This window comes from Streptomyces sp. NPDC102270 (genome assembly GCF_044766405.1).
Lineage (GTDB): Bacteria > Actinomycetota > Actinomycetes > Streptomycetales > Streptomycetaceae > Streptomyces.
In genome coordinates, this window is record NZ_JBIWLX010000006.1 from 58,222 (window position 1) to 74,232 (window position 16,011).

Sequence of the window (16,011 nt, forward strand, 5' to 3'; positions counted from 1 at the left end):
GGGCTGTCTCACCCGTCCGGCATACTCGACGGGTGAGCACCATTCCCGAGATCCGCACCCTGCCCGTGCCCGACGGCCTGGAGGGCGAGCGCGTCGACGCCGCCATCTCCCGCATGTTCGGCTTCTCCCGTACCAAGGCGGCCGAGCTCGCCGCCTCGGGGAAGGTCACGGTCGACGGGTCGGTGGTCGGGAAGTCCGAGCGGGTGCACGGCGGGGCCTGGATGGAGGTCGAGATGCCGCAGGCGCCAGCGCCCGTGCAGCTCGTCGCCGAGCCGGTCGAGGGCATGGAGATCGTCCATGACGACGACGACATCGTCGTGATCGTCAAGCCGGTCGGAGTGGCCGCGCACCCGTCGCCGGGCTGGACCGGGACGACCGTGATCGGGGGGCTCGCCGCCGCCGGGTACCGCATCTCGACCTCCGGTGCCGCCGAGCGCCAGGGCATCGTGCACCGGCTCGACGTGGGCACCTCGGGGCTGATGGTCGTGGCCAAGTCGGAGCGGGCCTACACCTCCCTCAAGCGGCAGTTCAAGGAGCGCACGGTCGACAAGCGGTACCACACGCTCGTCCAGGGCCACCCGGACCCGACCAGCGGCACCATCGACGCGCCCATCGGCCGCCACCCCCAGCACGACTACAAGTGGGCCGTCACCGCCGAGGGCAAGCCGTCCGTCACGCACTACGACCTCATCGAGGCGTTCCGCGCGGCCTCCCTGCTGGATGTGAAGCTGGAGACCGGGCGCACCCACCAGATCCGCGTCCACATGGCGGCCCACCGCCACCCGTGCGTCGGCGACCTGACGTACGGCGCCGACCCGACGCTCGCCAAGCGGCTGCGGCTGACCCGGCAGTGGCTGCACGCGGTGCGGCTCGGCTTCGAGCACCCCGGGGACGGCCAGTGGGTGGAGTTCGCCAGCGACTATCCGGAGGACCTCCAGCAGGCCCTGGACCTGGTGCGCGAGGAGACCTACGGGTGAGCTCGCACGCGTACGCGGTGCGGGTCGCCGAGGACCCCGCGGACCGTGAGGCCTGCTTCGCGGTGCGCAAGGTGGTCTTCGTCGGCGAGCAGGGCGTGCCCGAGGACATCGAGTACGACGCCTACGACGCCGTAGCCGTGCATGTGCTGGCCGTGCGCGAGGACGGCGTGCCGCTCGGGACCGGGCGGCTGCTGTTCGGCGAGGCGGCGGCCGGGAAGACCGGCGGTGACGCGTCGGTGGGGTCGCTGGGGCGGCTCGCCGTGACCCGGGAGGCGCGCGGGCTCGGGGTGGGGGCCGCGCTCGTACGGGCCGTCGAGGAGGCGGCACGCGCGCGGGGGCTGATCGCTGTGGACCTGCACGCCCAGACGCATGCGCTGGGGTTCTACGAGCGGCTCGGGTACGTGGCGTACGGGCCGGAGTTCCCGGACGCGGGGATACCGCACCGGGCCATGCGGCGCGTTCTCTGACGCTCGGCGGGAGCGGCGGTCGAGAGGGTCCGGGCGTTTTGCGGGCAGACTGAAGTGACCGTTGTTTGTCGATCTGCCCGGAGTTCTGACCGTGGATCAGCTGGCCCTGTTGTTCGTGTTGTTGCTGGGGGCTCTGATCAGTGTCCCGGTGGGGGACCGGTTCGGGTTGCCGGCGCCGGTGCTGATGACCCTGCTCGGCATAGTGCTCGCGGTGCTGGACTTCGTACCGAATGTCGAGATCCCGCCCGAGCTGATCCTGCCCATCCTGTTGCCGCCCCTGCTCTACGCGGCGGTGCGGCGCACGTCCTGGCGCCAGTTCGCGGCCAACAAGCGGCCGATCTTCCTGCTCGCCGTCGCGCTCGTGTTCGTGACGACCCTGTGCGTCGCCGTCGTCGCCCACACGATCGTGCCGGGGCTGCCGATCGCCGCCGCTGTCGCGCTCGGCGCACTGGTCGCCCCGCCCGACCCGGTCGCCGCGACCGCCGTCGCGGGCCAACTGGGGCTGCCCCGCAGGCTGGTGTCCATCCTGGAGGGCGAGGGACTCTTCAACGACGTGACGGCGATCGTGCTCTACCACGTGGCCGTCGCCGCCGCTGTGAGCGGCTCCTTCAAGCCCGGCGAGGCCGTCTTCGAGCTGGTGCTCTCCGCCGTGGTCGCCGTCGTGGTGGGGCTCGTGCTGGGCTGGGGCGCCAACAAGCTGATGGATCTGCTGGGTGACGCCACCCTCCAGATCGGGCTGACGGTGCTGGTGCCGTACGCCTCCTATGTGCTCGCCGAGGAGCTCCACGGCTCCGGCGTGCTCGCCGTGCTGACCACCGCCCTGTTCCTCGCCGAGTACGGCTCCGACGCCGACGACGTGATGACCCGGCTGGCCGGGCACACCTTCTGGGACATCGTCGACACGCTCGTCACCGGTGTGGCCTTCGGGCTGATCGGGCTCGAACTGCACAACGCGATCCGGACCGCGTCCGGGCGCTGGGGCGAGATGCTCGGCTGGGCCGCGGCGATCGTGGCCGTGGTCGTCCTCGTACGGCTGGCGTGGCTGATGCCGGCCACCTGGCTCACCAAGCGGATGCACGCGAAGCGCGACTACGACGAGGAGATCCCGACCAGTTGGCGGGAGACCGTCATCATGTGGTGGTCCGGGATGCGGGGCGTGGCGTCGGTGGCGCTGGCGCTGGCCATTCCGCTGGAGACCGACTCGGGGGCGGGCTTTCCGGACCGGGACGAGATCGTCTTCATCGCGTTCGGGGTGATCATGGCCACGCTGGTGCTCCAGGGGCTGACCCTGCCGTGGCTGGTGAAGCGGCTGGGGGTGCGGGCCGACAGCGAGCGGGAGAAGGAGTTCGAGAAGGCCCTCGCCGTCCGGGCGGCGAAGGCGGCCAAGCGGCGGCTGCGGGAGATCGAGACCGTGGAGGAGCTGCCGGAGGACCTGTCCGAGCAGATGCTGCGGCGGGCGTTCGAGATCGGCGTGCGGATCCATCCCGAGATGGGGGACGAGGAGCGACGCGAGGCCCGGCGGCGGCTCAAGCGGATGCGGCGCATCCAGGGCGAGCTGCTGAGCGCGGCGCGGCACGAGGTGCTGGCGGCGCGGAGTGAACCGGGGGCCGACCCCGAGGTCGTGGACCGGGTGCTGCGGCATCTGGACGTCCGCAGTCTGCGGTGAGTCCGCGGAAACCGGAATGACCTCCCCAAGTACGCCTTTGTAGGCTGCGGTTATGGCTCGCAACGTAGTGATCAGCGGTGGCGGTACGGGAATCGGACGCGCGGCGGCACAGGTGTTCGCCGCGGAAGGGGACCGGGTGCTGCTGCTGGGGCGGCGCGCCGAGGTACTGGAGAAGGCCGGGGTGCCCGGGGCGCTGACCTACGCCGCCGATCTCGGTGACGTCGACCAGGTGCGCGGGGTCGTCGCTTTCGTGGAGCGTGAACTCGGGGCCGTGGACGTGCTGATCCACAGTGCCGGGGGCACCGGGCAGCTCGAACCGCCCGCCGCCGGCGCCGATCGGCTCGACGCCGTCGCGCACGACTGGACCGTGAACTTCCGGCTCAACCTGCTGACCGCCGCGCTCCTCACCGAGGGACTTCGGGACCGACTCGCCTCACCGGGCGGGCGGGTGCTGTTCGTCAGCTCCATCGCCGCGTACCGGGGATCCGGCAGCGGGGCGTACGGAGCGGCGAAGGCGGGGCTGCACCCCTACGCCCATGATCTGGCGCGGGAGTTGGGGCCGCGGGGGATCACCGCGAACGTGGTCGCGCCGGGGTATGTCGAGGACACGGAGTTCTTCGGCGCCGCGATCGACCCCGCGCGGCGGGAGCGGCTCATCGGTGACACGTCGACGGGGCGGGCGGGGACGCCCGGGGATGTCGCGGCCACCTTGCACTGGCTGGCCTCCCCGGGCGCCGGGCACGTGACGTCGCAGATCGTGCAGGTCAACGGTGGGGCCGAGCGCGGCAGGTGACAGGAGGCCGAAACTCCCAGGGCGGGCGCCCGCGACAGGCCTACCCGCGGCCGCGGCCGATGCGCGGGGCTTCCGCGCCGTCGGAGTTGCTGCTCTCCGGCCGGTGACCGTTCCTCGACCGGAATCCCGGGGCCAGGGTCGCGTCCGCCGTGTTGACCCGGGGCAGGGCGTACGGGTGGTTGTCGGTGAGCCAGCTGAGCATCTGTTCGCGGACCGTCACCCGTACCGTCCAGATGTCGTCGGCGTCCTTCGCGGTCACCAGGGCACGCACCTGCATGGTGTTCGGGGTGGTGTCGGTGACGGCGAGGCCGTAGTCGCGGCCGTCCCAGGCGGGGCACTCGCGCAGGATGTCCCGCAGCCGCTCGCGCATCAGGTCCACCGGGGCCGTGTGATCGACGTGCCAGTAGACGATGCCGGTCATCTGCGGGGTGCCGCGCGACCAGTTCTCGAACGGCTTCGAGGTGAAGTACGACACCGGCATGGTGATCCGGCGCTCGTCCCAGGTCCGTACCGTCAGGAAGGTCAGCGTGATCTCCTCGATGGTGCCCCACTCGCCGTCCACCACCACGGTGTCGCCTATGCGCACCATGTCGCCGAAGGCGATCTGCAGCCCCGCGAACATGTTGCTGAGCGTCGACTGGGCGGCTACACCGGCGACGATGCCGAGGATTCCGGCCGAGGCCAGCAGCGAGGCACCGGCCGCGCGCATCGCCGGGAACGTCAGCAGCATCGCGGCCACCGCCATCACGCCGACGACCGCGGCGACCACCCGTGTGATCAGCGTCACCTGGGTGCGCACCCGGCGGACCCGGGCGGCGTCGTGGTGGGCGCGCGCATAGCGGGTGTAGGTCGTCTCCACGATGGCGGCGGCGATCCGGATCACCAGCCAGGCGGTCGCCCCGATGAGGATCAGCGTCAGCATCTGCCCGATGGAGGCGCTGTGCCGCTGCGCCAGCCGCGCCTCGTCGTAGGCCCCTCTCAGCATGGCCGCGCACAGCACGAGCATGTAGGGGATGCGGCCACGGCGCAGCAGACCCCACAGCGGCGTCTCGCTGTGGCGGTCGTCGGCCTTGCGCAGCAGACGGTCGGTGGCCCACCCGATCAGCAGAGTGAGCAGCACCGAGCCGCCGACCACGATCAGTGGGCGGAGTACGTCTTCCATGACCCCGAACCTAACCGGCCCGGGTCGGGCATGAACATGTGACTTCTGCCGCGAACTGGGTACGGCCGCCGCCATGTGTGGAACGGCACGGTCGGAGCGGGCTGGCACCATGGCCTCATGAACATCATGCTCTTTCACTCGACCTACGGCCTCAGGCCCGCCGTCCGTCAGGCCGCCGACCGGCTGCGGGAGGCCGGGCACGAGGTGTGGACGCCGGACCTCTTCGAGGGGCGCACGTTCGAGACGGTCGAGGAGGGCATGGCCTTCAACGAGGAGATCGGCAAGGACGAGTTGCTCAAGCGGGCCGTCCTGGCCGCAGCCCCCTACTCCGAGCGCGGCCTCGTCTACGCCGGCTTCTCGCTCGGCGCCTCGGTCGCGCAGACCCTCGCCCTCGGCGACGAGAAGGCCCGCGGACTGCTGCTCCTGCACGGCACGTCGGACATCGCGCCGAACGTGACCGCGGACGAGCTGCCGGTCCAGCTGCACGTGGCGGAGCCCGACCCCTTCGAGACCGACGACTGGCTGAGCGCCTGGTATCTCCAGATGGGCCGCACCGGCGCCGACGTCGAGATCTACCGATATGCCGGGGCCGGTCACCTCTACACCGACCCCGGCCTGCCGGACTACGACGAAGAGGCCGCCGAGGCCACCTGGCGAGTGGCCCTCGGCTTCCTCGACAGCCTCTAGAGCGGCTCTATACCGGCGTGTACGTCCGCTCCACCTTCTGCGTGCCGGTCCGCGTGCGGTACGAACGCGCCCACTTGGAGGTCGCGTTCTGCTTCGTCTTGTCGGACAGCACGTAGTAGTCCATCTGTGCCCGGTCGGCGGTGATGTCCAGGACGCCGTAACCGTGGCGGTCGGTGTCGACCCAGTGGACGTGCCGGTTGGCGACCTGGATGACCGGCGCCGCGAGCGCGGTGACCGTGCCCTCGGGGACCTTCAGGAGGTCGTCGAGGTTGTCGGAGGTCACCGAGGTGACGACGAACTCCGTGGCGGCCGAGGTCGACAGCGGATAGGTGCCGGCGTCCACCGGCACGTCGTTGGCCCACGCCATGTGGATGTCGCCGGTCAGGAAGACGGTGTTGCGGATCGCGTTCGCGCGCAGGTGGGCGAGGAGTTCGCGGCGATCGTCCGTGTAGCCGTCCCACTGGTCGGAGTTGAGGGCGAGGCCCTCCTTCGGCAGGCCCAGCAGCTCCGCGAGCGGCCTCAGCAGGTCGGCGGAGAGCGAGCCGATCGCGAACGGAGAGATCATCACGGAGTTGCCGACCAGCCGCCAGGTCGTGTCGGAGGACTTCAGCCCCGCCTTAAGCCAGTCGAGTTGGGCCCGGCCCGTGATCGTGCGGTCCGGGTCGTCGACCGAGCCGTTGCCCACGGCGACCTGCTGCGAGCGGAAGGACCGCAGGTCGAGCAGCGACAGGTCGGCGAGCTTGCCGAAGCGCAGCCGGCGGTAGGTGGTGCCCGCGATCGCCGGGCGCACCGGCATCCACTCGAAGTAGGCCCGCCTGGCGGCGGACTGACGGGCCGACCAGGCGCCCTCCGCGCCCTCGGTGTGGTTCTCGGCGCCGCCCGACCAGGCGTCGTTGGCGAACTCGTGGTCGTCCCAGATCGCGACGACCGGGGCGACGGCGTGCAGGGCCTGGAGGTCGGGGTCGGTCTTGTACTTGCCGTGCCGGATCCGGTAGTCGGCGAGGGTGAGTATCTCGTGGGTCGGCGCGTGCTGCCGTACGACGGTGCCGCGCGTGCCGTACTCGCCGGTTCCGTACTCGTAGATGTAGTCGCCCAGGTGCAGCCAGGCGTCCAGGTCGCCGCGGGCCGCGAGATGGCGGTACGACGAGAAGTAGCCGGCCTCCCAGTTGGCGCAGGAGACCACGCCGAAGCGGAGGCCCGTGACGGCCGCGTCCGCCGCCGGCGCGGTGCGGGTGCGCGCCGCCGGGGAGTCGGTGCCGCCGGCCGAGAAGCGGAACCAGTAGTCGGTCGCGGGCGCGAGGCCGCGCACGTCCGCCTTGACGGTGTGGTCGGAGGCGACCGTCGCGGTCACGGAACCCTTGGCGACGACGGTCGTGAAGGCCTTGTCGCGGGCGACGACCCAGCCGACCTCGGTGTCCGGGCCGAGCCCGGAACCGGGTACGGCCTCGGCGGTCGGGGTCACCCGGGTCCACAGCAGGATGCCGTCCGGGAGCGGGTCGCCGGAGGCCACGCCGTGCAGGAACGCGGGGGTCTCGTCGGCGGCCCGGGCCGGCAGGGCGGCGGCGAGCGGTCCGGCCAGGACGGCGCCGGCCGCCGCGGCCTTGACGACCGTACGGCGGCGCGGTGACAGGGAGTTGGAGTGCTCGGATGCTCTGTATCGACTGGTCACGGCCGATCAGGTTACTGATCGGTATGAACGCGAGCGGGCGAACTCGCAAAAGTTCGCCCGCTTTTTGACTGAAGGTCGGGATCAGCCCTTCAGCGCCGCCTCCAGCGCCGTGTTGAAGTCGGCGACCGTCATCGGCGCGCTCTTGCCGTCGGAACCGGTCAGCGTCTTGCCGTTCATCTTCAGGGTCGGGGTGCCGGTCACGCCGTCCTTGTTGAACTTGTCGGACATGTCCAGGGCCCACTTGTCGTAGGTGCCGTTCTTCACGGCGTTCTGGAAGGTCTTGTTGTCCTTCAGCTCCGGGACGGTCTGCGCGATCTTGATGAGGTAGGCGTCGTCCTTGAACTTGTCGGGGCCGTCCTCCGCGGGGTGCCACTTCGTGGAGTACATCGCGGTCTTGTACTTCAGGAACGCGTCGGTGCTGACGTTCAGCGCGGCGCCGAGGGCGCTGAGGCCGTTCTTGGAGCCCTCGCCGCCGAGGTTGCCGTCGAGGAAGGTGGCGCCGACGTACTGGAGCTTGAACTTGCCGTCCTCGACGTCCTTGTCGACGGTCGAGCCGACGGTCTGCTCGAACTGGGCGCAGATGGGGCAGCGCGGGTCCTCGTACATGACCAGGGTCTTCTTGGCGGTGCTCTTGCCGATGACGACCGTCGTGCCGTTGGTGCCCGTGCTGTTGGCCGGCTTGACGAGCTTGTCGTTCTTGGCCTCTTCCCAGTAGCTGGGCTTGTTGCTCTGGACGACCGCGTAGCCGATGCCGCCGGCTATCGCCAGGACGCCGACGACGGAGCAGGCCACGATGACCTGCCGCTTGACCTTGTCGCGCTTGGCCTGGCGCTCGCGCTCCTGCCGCAGCCGCTCACGGGCGGCGTTCTTGGAGGCCTGGCTGTTCCGCTTGCTCATGGTGGTGTTCTCCATCAAGGGGACGCGCACACGTCGTGTGCGGGGATACGTAGGTCGGGACTGGTGGTGCTCAGGTGCTGTCCGGGCTCAGGCGACAGCGGTCGAGCACGGCGGTCCACGCCGTCCCAGGGAGTGCACGAGGAACTCGTCGAGCACGACGGCCCTGCGGCGGCCGGGGCGCACCGGACGGGCCGGTTCCGGCGCCGACCGCACGGTCAGCGCGGCGGTCGCGACGAGCAGCGGCCCAAAGGTCGTGGCGGCCACGGCCCGCAGCAGCTGGGCCAGGGCCCGCTCGCCGCGGCGCAGCCAGGCGGCCGCGAGCAGGCCGACGCAGACATGGGCGCCCAGCAGCAGCCAGGCGGTCCGCGGGTCGGCGTGGGCGAGCAGGCCGCCGAGCCGGCCGGGGTCGGTGCCCGTCATACGGGCCAGCGGCGAGCCGACGCTGGTGCCGTCACCGCAGAACACGTCCCAGCCGACCGAGCGCAGCGGGCCGGCCACCGGGCCGCCCGCGGCGCCGTAGCAGACGTGCTGCCCGGTGGTGAAGACGGTGTCGGCGGCGAGCTCCAGCGGGATCAGCACGGCGGCGATCCGTCCGAAGCCGCGCTCCCGGCCGGCCAGCGCGAAGGTGAGCGCGAACACGGCGACGGCGACCACCGCCACCGTGTTGAGCGGCAGGGGAGCCCGGGACAGCAGCACGTGCGACGCGGTGCTGAGCGTCACGACGAGTGCCGTGAACAGCGCCGCGCGGAGCGCTCGTAGCTGGGTCCCGGATATGTCCATAGCGTGGAGAGTGTGTCACGTGGGCCGGTAAGGGACCCCTAAAGGATCCCTGTGAGCGGCCCTATCGTTATGAGGGGTGGCAGGGGCCGGTCACAGACCCGGGATCCGGCCGTTGCGGAACAGGTCCACGAAGGTCTGGTGGTCGGCACGGGCGCGTGCGCCGTAGCTGTGCGCGAAGTCGACCAGGAGCCCCGCGAAACCGTCCTCGTCGGCCGCGATCGCCGCGTCGATGGCCCGCTCGGTGGAGAAGGGCACCAGGGACTCGCCCGAGGTGTCGTCCGCCGCCGCGTGCATGGTGGCCGTGGCCCGGCCGAGATCGGCGACGACCCCCGCGATCTCCTCCGGGTCGTCGATGTCACCCCAGTCCAGGTCGACGGCGTACGGCGAGATCTCGGCGACCAGCTGGCCCGCGCCGCCCAGCTCGGTCCACCCCAGCCACGGGTCGGCGTGCTGCTGGAGGGCGCGCTGGGAGATGACCGTGCGGTGGCCCTCGTGCTGGAAGTAGTCGCGGATCGCCGGGTCGGTGAGGTGGCGGGAGACGGCCGGGGTCTGGGCCTGCTTGATGTAGATCACGACGTCGTTCTCCAGGGCGTCGGTGTGCCCCTCGAGCAGGATGTTGTACGAGGGCAGCCCGGCCGAGCCGATGCCGATGCCGCGGCGGCCGACGACGTCCTTGACGCGGTAGGAGTCCGGGCGGTCCAGGGAGGCCTCCGGGAGGGTCTCCAGATAGCCGTCGAAGGCCGCGAGCACCTTGTAGCGGGTGGCCGCGTCCAGCTCGATGGAGCCACCGCCCGGCGCGAAGCGGCGCTCGAAGTCGCGGATCTCCGTCATCGACTCCAGGAGGCCGAAGCGGGTCAGGGAGCGGGCGTCGCGCAGTGCGTCCAGGAGGGGGCCCTGGGCGGTGTCCAGGGTGAAGGGGGGCACCTCGTCGCTCTTGGCGCCGGTGGCCAGGGCGTGGATCCGCTCGCGGTACGCGCCCGCGTACACCTCCACCAGCTCGGTGATCTGCTCGTCGCCGAGCGCCTTGGCGTACCCGATCAGCGCGACGGAGGCGGCGAAGCGCTTGAGGTCCCAGGTGAAGGGGCCGACGTAGGCCTCGTCGAAGTCGTTGACGTTGAAGATCAGCCGGCCGTTGGCGTCCAGGTAGGTGCCGAAGTTCTCCGCGTGCAGGTCGCCGTGGATCCACACGCGCGAGGTGCGCTCGTCCAGGTACGGGCCGCCCCGCTTCGAGCCAAAACCATTGTTTGCCGTCAGGTCGTGGTAGAAGAGGCACGCCGTACCCCGGTAGAACGCGAACGCGGACGCCGCCATCTTCCGGAACTTCACGCGGAACGCTGCCGGATCGGCGGCCAGGAGCTCGCCGAAGGCGGTGTCGAAGACAGCGAGAATCTCCTCGCCGCGGTGCTCGTCGTTGAGCTGCGGAACCGACATCGCGGGGTGCCTCCTGGTACATGTGTACGACAGCGTTTCTGTCGTCTCTCCAACGGGCGGGCCCGGGTGAAAGTGCCCGCGACCCTCGTTGTGAAGGTACGCGGGGCGGCCCCCTGAGTGTCAGTGCCGAGGCATAGACTTCGGCGCTGACCCCCACACTGTCCGTCCGCCTGTCGTCGAGTGTTTTCCATGGAGGCCACGCCGTGTCAAAGCCGCCGTTCACGCACCTGCACGTCCACACCCAGTACTCCCTGCTGGACGGTGCCGCGCGGCTCAAGGACATGTTCGACGCGTGCAACGAGATGGGCATGACCCATATCGCCATGTCCGACCACGGCAACCTGCACGGGGCGTACGACTTCTTCCACTCGGCGAAGAAGGCCGGGGTCACCCCGATCATCGGGATCGAGGCGTATGTCGCGCCCGAGTCCCGGCGCAACAAACGCAAGATCCAGTGGGGCCAGCCGCACCAGAAGCGGGACGACGTCTCCGGTTCCGGTGGTTACACCCACAAGACGATGTGGGCCGTGAACTCGACCGGCCTGCACAACCTCTTCCGGCTCTCCTCGGACGCCTACGCCGAGGGCTGGCTCCAGAAGTGGCCCCGCATGGACAAGGAGACGATCTCCCAGTGGTCCGAGGGGATCGTCGCCTCCACCGGCTGCCCCTCCGGTGAACTCCAGACCCGGCTGCGCCTCGGCCAGTACGACGAGGCACTGAAGGCGGCCGCCGACTACCAGGACATCTTCGGCAAGGACCGCTACTTCCTGGAGCTGATGGACCACGGCATCGAGATCGAGCACCGGGTCCGCGACGGCCTCCTGGAGATCGGCAAGAAGCTCGGCATCCCCCCGTTGGTCACCAACGACTCGCACTACACGTACGCGCACGAGGCGACCGCCCACGACGCCCTGCTGTGCATCCAGACCGGCAAGAACCTCTCCGACCCGGACCGCTTCAAGTTCGACGGCACCGGCTACTACCTGAAGTCCACGGACGAGATGTACGCCATCGACTCCTCGGACGCCTGGCAGGAGGGCTGCGCCAACACCCTCCTGATCGCCGAGATGGTCGACACCGCCGGCATGTTCGAGGCGAAGAACCTCATGCCGAAGTTCGACATCCCCGAGGGCTACACCGAGGTCTCCTGGTTCAAGGAGGAGGTCCGCCGGGGCATGGACCGCCGCTTCCCGGACGGCGTCCCCGACGACCGGCAGCGCCAGGTCGAGTACGAGATGGACGTCATCATCCAGATGGGGTTCCCGGGCTACTTCCTCGTGGTCGCCGACTTCATCATGTGGGCCAAGAAGAACGGCATCGCGGTCGGCCCCGGCCGAGGCTCCGCGGCCGGCTCGATCGTCGCCTACGCCATGGGCATCACCGACCTCGACCCGATCCCGCACGGCCTGATCTTCGAGCGGTTCCTCAACCCCGAGCGCGTCTCCATGCCCGATGTCGACATCGACTTCGACGAACGCCGGCGCGTCGAGGTGATCCGGTACGTGACGGAGAAGTACGGCGCCGACAAGGTCGCCATGATCGGCACCTACGGCAAGATCAAGGCGAAGAACGCCATCAAGGACTCCGCGCGCGTGCTGGGCTACCCGTACGCGATGGGCGACCGCCTCACCAAGGCCATGCCCGCCGACGTCCTCGGCAAGGGCATCGACCTCAACGGCATCACCGACCCCTCGCACCCGCGCTACAGCGAGGCCGGCGAGATCCGCGCGATGTACGAGAACGAACCCGATGTCAAGAAGGTCATCGACACCGCCAAGGGCGTCGAGGGCCTGGTCCGGCAGATGGGTGTGCACGCGGCCGGCGTCATCATGTCCAGCGAGCCCATCGTCGACCACGCCCCGATCTGGGTGCGGCACACGGACGGCGTGACCATCACGCAGTGGGACTACCCGCAGTGCGAGTCGCTCGGCCTGCTGAAGATGGACTTCCTCGGCCTGCGCAACCTGACGATCATGGACGACGCCGTCAAGATGGTGAAGTCCAACAAGGGCACCGACCTCGACCTGCTGTCCCTGCCGCTCGACGACCCCAAGACCTTCGAACTGCTCCAGCGCGGTGAGACCCTCGGCGTCTTCCAGTTCGACGGCGGCCCCATGCGCTCGCTGCTGCGCCTGATGAAGCCCGACAACTTCGAGGACATCTCCGCCGTCTCCGCGCTCTACCGTCCCGGCCCGATGGGCATGGACTCGCACACCAACTACGCGCTGCGCAAGAACAAGCTCCAGGAGATCACCCCCATCCACCCGGAGCTCGAAGAGCCCCTCAGGGAGGTCCTGGACGTCACCTACGGCCTGATCGTCTACCAGGAGCAGGTGCAGAAGGCCGCCCAGATCATCGCCGGCTACTCGCTCGGCGAGGCCGACATCCTGCGCCGCGTGATGGGCAAGAAGAAGCCCGACGAACTGGCGAAGAACTTCACCATCTTCCAGGCCGGCGCCCAGAAGAACGGGTACAGCGAAGAGGCCATCAAGGCCCTGTGGGACGTGCTGGTCCCCTTCGCCGGATACGCGTTCAACAAGGCGCACTCCGCCGCGTACGGACTGGTGTCGTACTGGACCGCCTATCTGAAGGCCAACTACCCGGCGGAGTACATGGCCGCCCTGCTGACCTCGGTCAAGGACGACAAGGACAAGTCGGCGGTCTACCTCAACGAGTGCCGCCGCATGGGCATCAAGGTGCTCCCGCCCAACGTCAATGAGTCGGTGCACAACTTCGCCGCGCAGGGCGACGACGTGATCCTGTTCGGCCTGGAAGCCGTGCGCAACGTCGGCACCAACGTGGTCGAGTCGATCATCAAGAGCCGCAAGGCCAAGGGGAAGTACGCCTCCTTCCCCGACTACCTCGACAAGGTCGAGGCGGTCGCCTGCAACAAGCGCACCACGGAGTCGCTGATCAAGGCGGGCGCCTTCGACACCCTGGGGCACACCCGCAAGGGCCTCACCGCGCAGTACGAACCGATGATCGACAACGTGGTCGCGGTCAAGCGCAAGGAGGCCGAGGGCCAGTTCGACCTCTTCGGCGGGATGGGCGAGGAGGACAACAGCGAGCCCGGTTTCGGACTGGACGTGGAGTTCACCACCGAGGAGTGGGACAAGACCTATCTGCTCGCCCAGGAGCGGGAGATGCTCGGTCTGTACGTCTCCGACCACCCGCTCTTCGGCCTGGAGCACGTGCTGTCCGACAAGGCCGACGCGGGCATCGCCCAGCTCACCGGCGGTGAGCACGCCGACGGCGCGGTGGTCACCATCGGCGGCATCATCTCGGGCCTGCAGCGCAAGATGACCAAGCAGGGCAACGCCTGGGCGATCGCCACCGTCGAGGACCTCGCCGGTTCCATCGAGTGCATGTTCTTCCCGGCGACCTACCAGCTGGTGTCGACCCAACTCGTCGAGGACGCCGTGGTGTTCGTCAAGGGCCGCCTCGACAAGCGCGAGGACGTGCCCCGCCTCGTCGCGATGGAGCTCCAGGTGCCCGACCTGTCCAACGCGGGCACCAACGCACCCGTGATCCTCACCATCCCGGCGCTGAAGGTCACCCCGCCGATGGTCAGCCGGCTCGGGGAGATCCTCAGCCATCACAAGGGGGAGAGCGAGGTCCGCATCAGGCTCCAGGGACCGAGCAGGACGACGGTCCTCCGGCTGGACCGGCACCGGGTGAAGCCGGACCCGGCGCTCTTCGGTGACCTCAAGGTGCTGCTCGGACCGTCCTGCCTGGCGGGCTGAGCGACCGGCGGCACGGACTTGCGAAGGGGCGCACTCCTGACGGGGTGCGCCCCTTTGTATGCCCGGGTCTCAACAACCCTTTATGCACATGTCAGTTGTGGCCGAAGCTTTTCTGCCGCCCCTTGCGGGCGACGTCGCCGGGTGTCACCTGCGGGGCATGCTGCTCGGTCTGCGGCTCCATCGAGGAGGGCTGGGGCTCCTGCCCAGCACGCTCGGTCTGCGACGGCTTACGGTTCTGCTTCTTGTTCTTGGCCATGGTGGTGCCTCCTGTGGGGATCTAGGGGCCAGGGCCGGGACCAGATTCACATAGGCTGACAGCGGGCGCATTTCGGATAATTACCGTGTGTGACAGGGAATGTCGCCGCGCAATGTCCCGAAACGCCACGCCGAAGATCGAGTTCGGGCCGTTAACCCTCTCGTGGTCGGGCAGACTCGAAGGAAGCCCGAAGCAAACCTCCCGGAAAGAGGGTGGATCGCGTGGACCGCTGCATCGTCCTGGTGGACGCCGGGTATCTGCTGGGGGCCGCCGCCAGTCTCCTTGCCGGGGAGCCCTCCCGTTCCCGTATCACCGTCGACCACGCCGCCCTCGTCCAGGGATTGCGTGACCGGGCCGAGTCCGACACCGAACGGCCCCTGCTGCGCATCTACTGGTTCGACGGCGCCCCCGACCGCGTCCCGCAGCCCGAGCACCGCAGACTGCGGGTGATGCCCCGGGTCACCGTCCGGCTCGGCGCCCTGACCCGCAGCGACGGACGCTGGGCCCAGAAGGGCGTGGACGCCGCCATGCACGCCGAGCTCACCGAACTGGCCCGCAACCGCGCCTGCTCCGACGTCGTGCTCGTCACCGGCGACGGGGATCTGCTGCCGGGCATGATGGCCGCCAAGGAGCACGGGGTCGCCGTACACCTGTGGGCCGTGCAGGCCGCCGACGGGGACTACAACCAGTCCGAGGACCTGGTCGCCGAGGCGGACGAGCGGCGGGTGCTGGACCGCGCGTGGATCACCAAGGCCGTCCGCGCGAAGGAGCTCGGCGGGGTCTGCGCGCCGCCACCCGCGCCGCGGCCCGAGATCGCCGCGATCCTCTCGGCACCGCTGCCCGAGTCCGCGCCCGCCGCCGAGCGGACCGCGCAGGAGGCCGAGCACGCCCCGGTGGCCGCCTCGGAGAACGGCACGCAGGAGCGGGTGCCGGCGCCGAAGGGAGTGCCCACGCCCAAGGACCTCGCCGCACTGCGGGCCCCCGGTGCGCAGGCCGCCCAGCCCCCCGCGAGCGCGACCCTGCGGTGGTCCTCCGACAAGGGCTGGGTCGACCGGCCCAGTGGTGCCGCCGAGCCGCCCGAGGTCGCCTCCATGCCGACGCTCGCCCAGCTGACCACCGCCGAGCAGCGGTGGGCCGACCGGGAGGAGGACATCACCACGGTCGGCGGGGACCCCTTCGAGGTGGGGCAGGTCTTCGCGCGGCGGTGGATGGAGCGGCTGGGGGACCAGGCGCATCTGCAGCGGCTGGCCGGGATGTACCCGCGGGTGCCGCACCGGATCGACGGGGAGCTGCTCAGGTACGCGGCCCGGTTCGGGCTGCTCGCGCACAAGGACGACCAGATCGACGAGCACGACCGCTATGCGATCCGGGCCGGGTTCTGGCGGGAGATCGACGTGCGGACGGCGGCGGAGCACGCCCCCGCCGGGGAGTGAGAGGGCACATACCCCGCCCCAGGGGCGAGCAGAGCTCCCCGACCCCGTAG

At 69.9% G+C, this 16,011-nt stretch carries 13 protein-coding genes; 7 read left to right on the forward strand and 6 right to left on the reverse strand.

Going from position 1 to position 16,011, the window contains the following annotated elements:
* Positions 1-32 precede the first annotated feature (32 nt).
* The 4 genes from ACIRP7_RS12925 (at position 33) to ACIRP7_RS12940 (ending at position 3,903) form a co-directional block, all read left to right on the forward strand.
* On the forward strand, positions 33-977 hold the full coding sequence (locus ACIRP7_RS12925; protein ID WP_403657292.1) for an RluA family pseudouridine synthase: 945 nt from the start codon (positions 33-35) through the stop codon (positions 975-977).
* Complete coding sequence (locus ACIRP7_RS12930) at positions 974-1,444, forward strand: GNAT family N-acetyltransferase (RefSeq protein WP_403657295.1); 471 nt, start codon at positions 974-976, stop codon at positions 1,442-1,444. Before ACIRP7_RS12925 ends, ACIRP7_RS12930 begins: the two co-directional genes overlap by 4 nt.
* Before the next feature lie 91 nt (positions 1,445-1,535).
* Entirely contained in the window at positions 1,536-3,110 is a 1,575-nt protein-coding gene (locus tag ACIRP7_RS12935; RefSeq protein WP_403657298.1) for a Na+/H+ antiporter, read from the forward strand.
* Positions 3,111-3,162: 52 nt separating this feature from the next.
* Positions 3,163-3,903 carry an SDR family NAD(P)-dependent oxidoreductase gene (locus ACIRP7_RS12940; RefSeq protein WP_403657301.1) on the forward strand — a complete coding sequence of 247 codons (741 nt, stop codon included), beginning with the start codon at positions 3,163-3,165 and terminating at the stop codon, positions 3,901-3,903.
* Positions 3,904-3,943: 40 nt separating this feature from the next.
* Here the strand turns inward: ACIRP7_RS12940 and ACIRP7_RS12945 are convergent, their stop codons facing one another.
* Entirely contained in the window at positions 3,944-5,065 is a 1,122-nt protein-coding gene (locus ACIRP7_RS12945; RefSeq protein ID WP_403657303.1) for a mechanosensitive ion channel family protein, read from the reverse strand.
* A 117-nt stretch (positions 5,066-5,182) separates the two neighbouring features.
* On the opposite strand from ACIRP7_RS12945, the gene ACIRP7_RS12950 reads away from it, so the two are divergent.
* A complete protein-coding gene (locus ACIRP7_RS12950) occupies positions 5,183-5,752 on the forward strand; it encodes a dienelactone hydrolase family protein (RefSeq protein WP_403657306.1) in 570 nt (189 codons plus the stop codon).
* Between the two features lie 7 nt (positions 5,753-5,759).
* Here the strand turns inward: ACIRP7_RS12950 and ACIRP7_RS12955 are convergent, their stop codons facing one another.
* From ACIRP7_RS12955 to ACIRP7_RS12970, 4 genes are all read right to left on the reverse strand, one after another.
* Positions 5,760-7,421: an alkaline phosphatase D family protein gene (locus ACIRP7_RS12955; RefSeq protein ID WP_403657309.1), complete on the reverse strand. Its 1,662-nt coding sequence runs from the start codon at positions 7,419-7,421 to the stop codon at positions 5,760-5,762.
* An 81-nt stretch (positions 7,422-7,502) separates the two neighbouring features.
* Positions 7,503-8,318, reverse strand: a complete 816-nt coding sequence (locus ACIRP7_RS12960; protein ID WP_403657312.1) for a thioredoxin domain-containing protein — start codon at positions 8,316-8,318, stop codon at positions 7,503-7,505.
* Between the two features lie 87 nt (positions 8,319-8,405).
* Positions 8,406-9,098: a hypothetical protein gene (locus ACIRP7_RS12965; protein ID WP_403657315.1), complete on the reverse strand. Its 693-nt coding sequence runs from the start codon at positions 9,096-9,098 to the stop codon at positions 8,406-8,408.
* A gap of 90 nt (positions 9,099-9,188) precedes the next feature.
* Positions 9,189-10,529, reverse strand: coding sequence for a DUF2252 domain-containing protein (locus ACIRP7_RS12970; RefSeq protein WP_403657318.1), 1,341 nt, complete (start codon positions 10,527-10,529; stop codon positions 9,189-9,191).
* 203 nt (positions 10,530-10,732) lie between these two features.
* Between ACIRP7_RS12970 and dnaE the strand changes: the two genes are divergently transcribed.
* Positions 10,733-14,272: a DNA polymerase III subunit alpha gene (dnaE, locus tag ACIRP7_RS12975; RefSeq protein ID WP_403657321.1), complete on the forward strand. Its 3,540-nt coding sequence runs from the start codon at positions 10,733-10,735 to the stop codon at positions 14,270-14,272.
* A gap of 91 nt (positions 14,273-14,363) precedes the next feature.
* Here the strand turns inward: dnaE and ACIRP7_RS12980 are convergent, their stop codons facing one another.
* On the reverse strand, positions 14,364-14,528 hold the full coding sequence (locus tag ACIRP7_RS12980) for a hypothetical protein (RefSeq protein WP_352382843.1): 165 nt from the start codon (positions 14,526-14,528) through the stop codon (positions 14,364-14,366).
* Between the two features lie 221 nt (positions 14,529-14,749).
* Between ACIRP7_RS12980 and ACIRP7_RS12985 the strand changes: the two genes are divergently transcribed.
* Entirely contained in the window at positions 14,750-15,961 is a 1,212-nt protein-coding gene (locus ACIRP7_RS12985; protein WP_403657325.1) for an NYN domain-containing protein, read from the forward strand.
* Positions 15,962-16,011 lie beyond the last annotated feature (50 nt).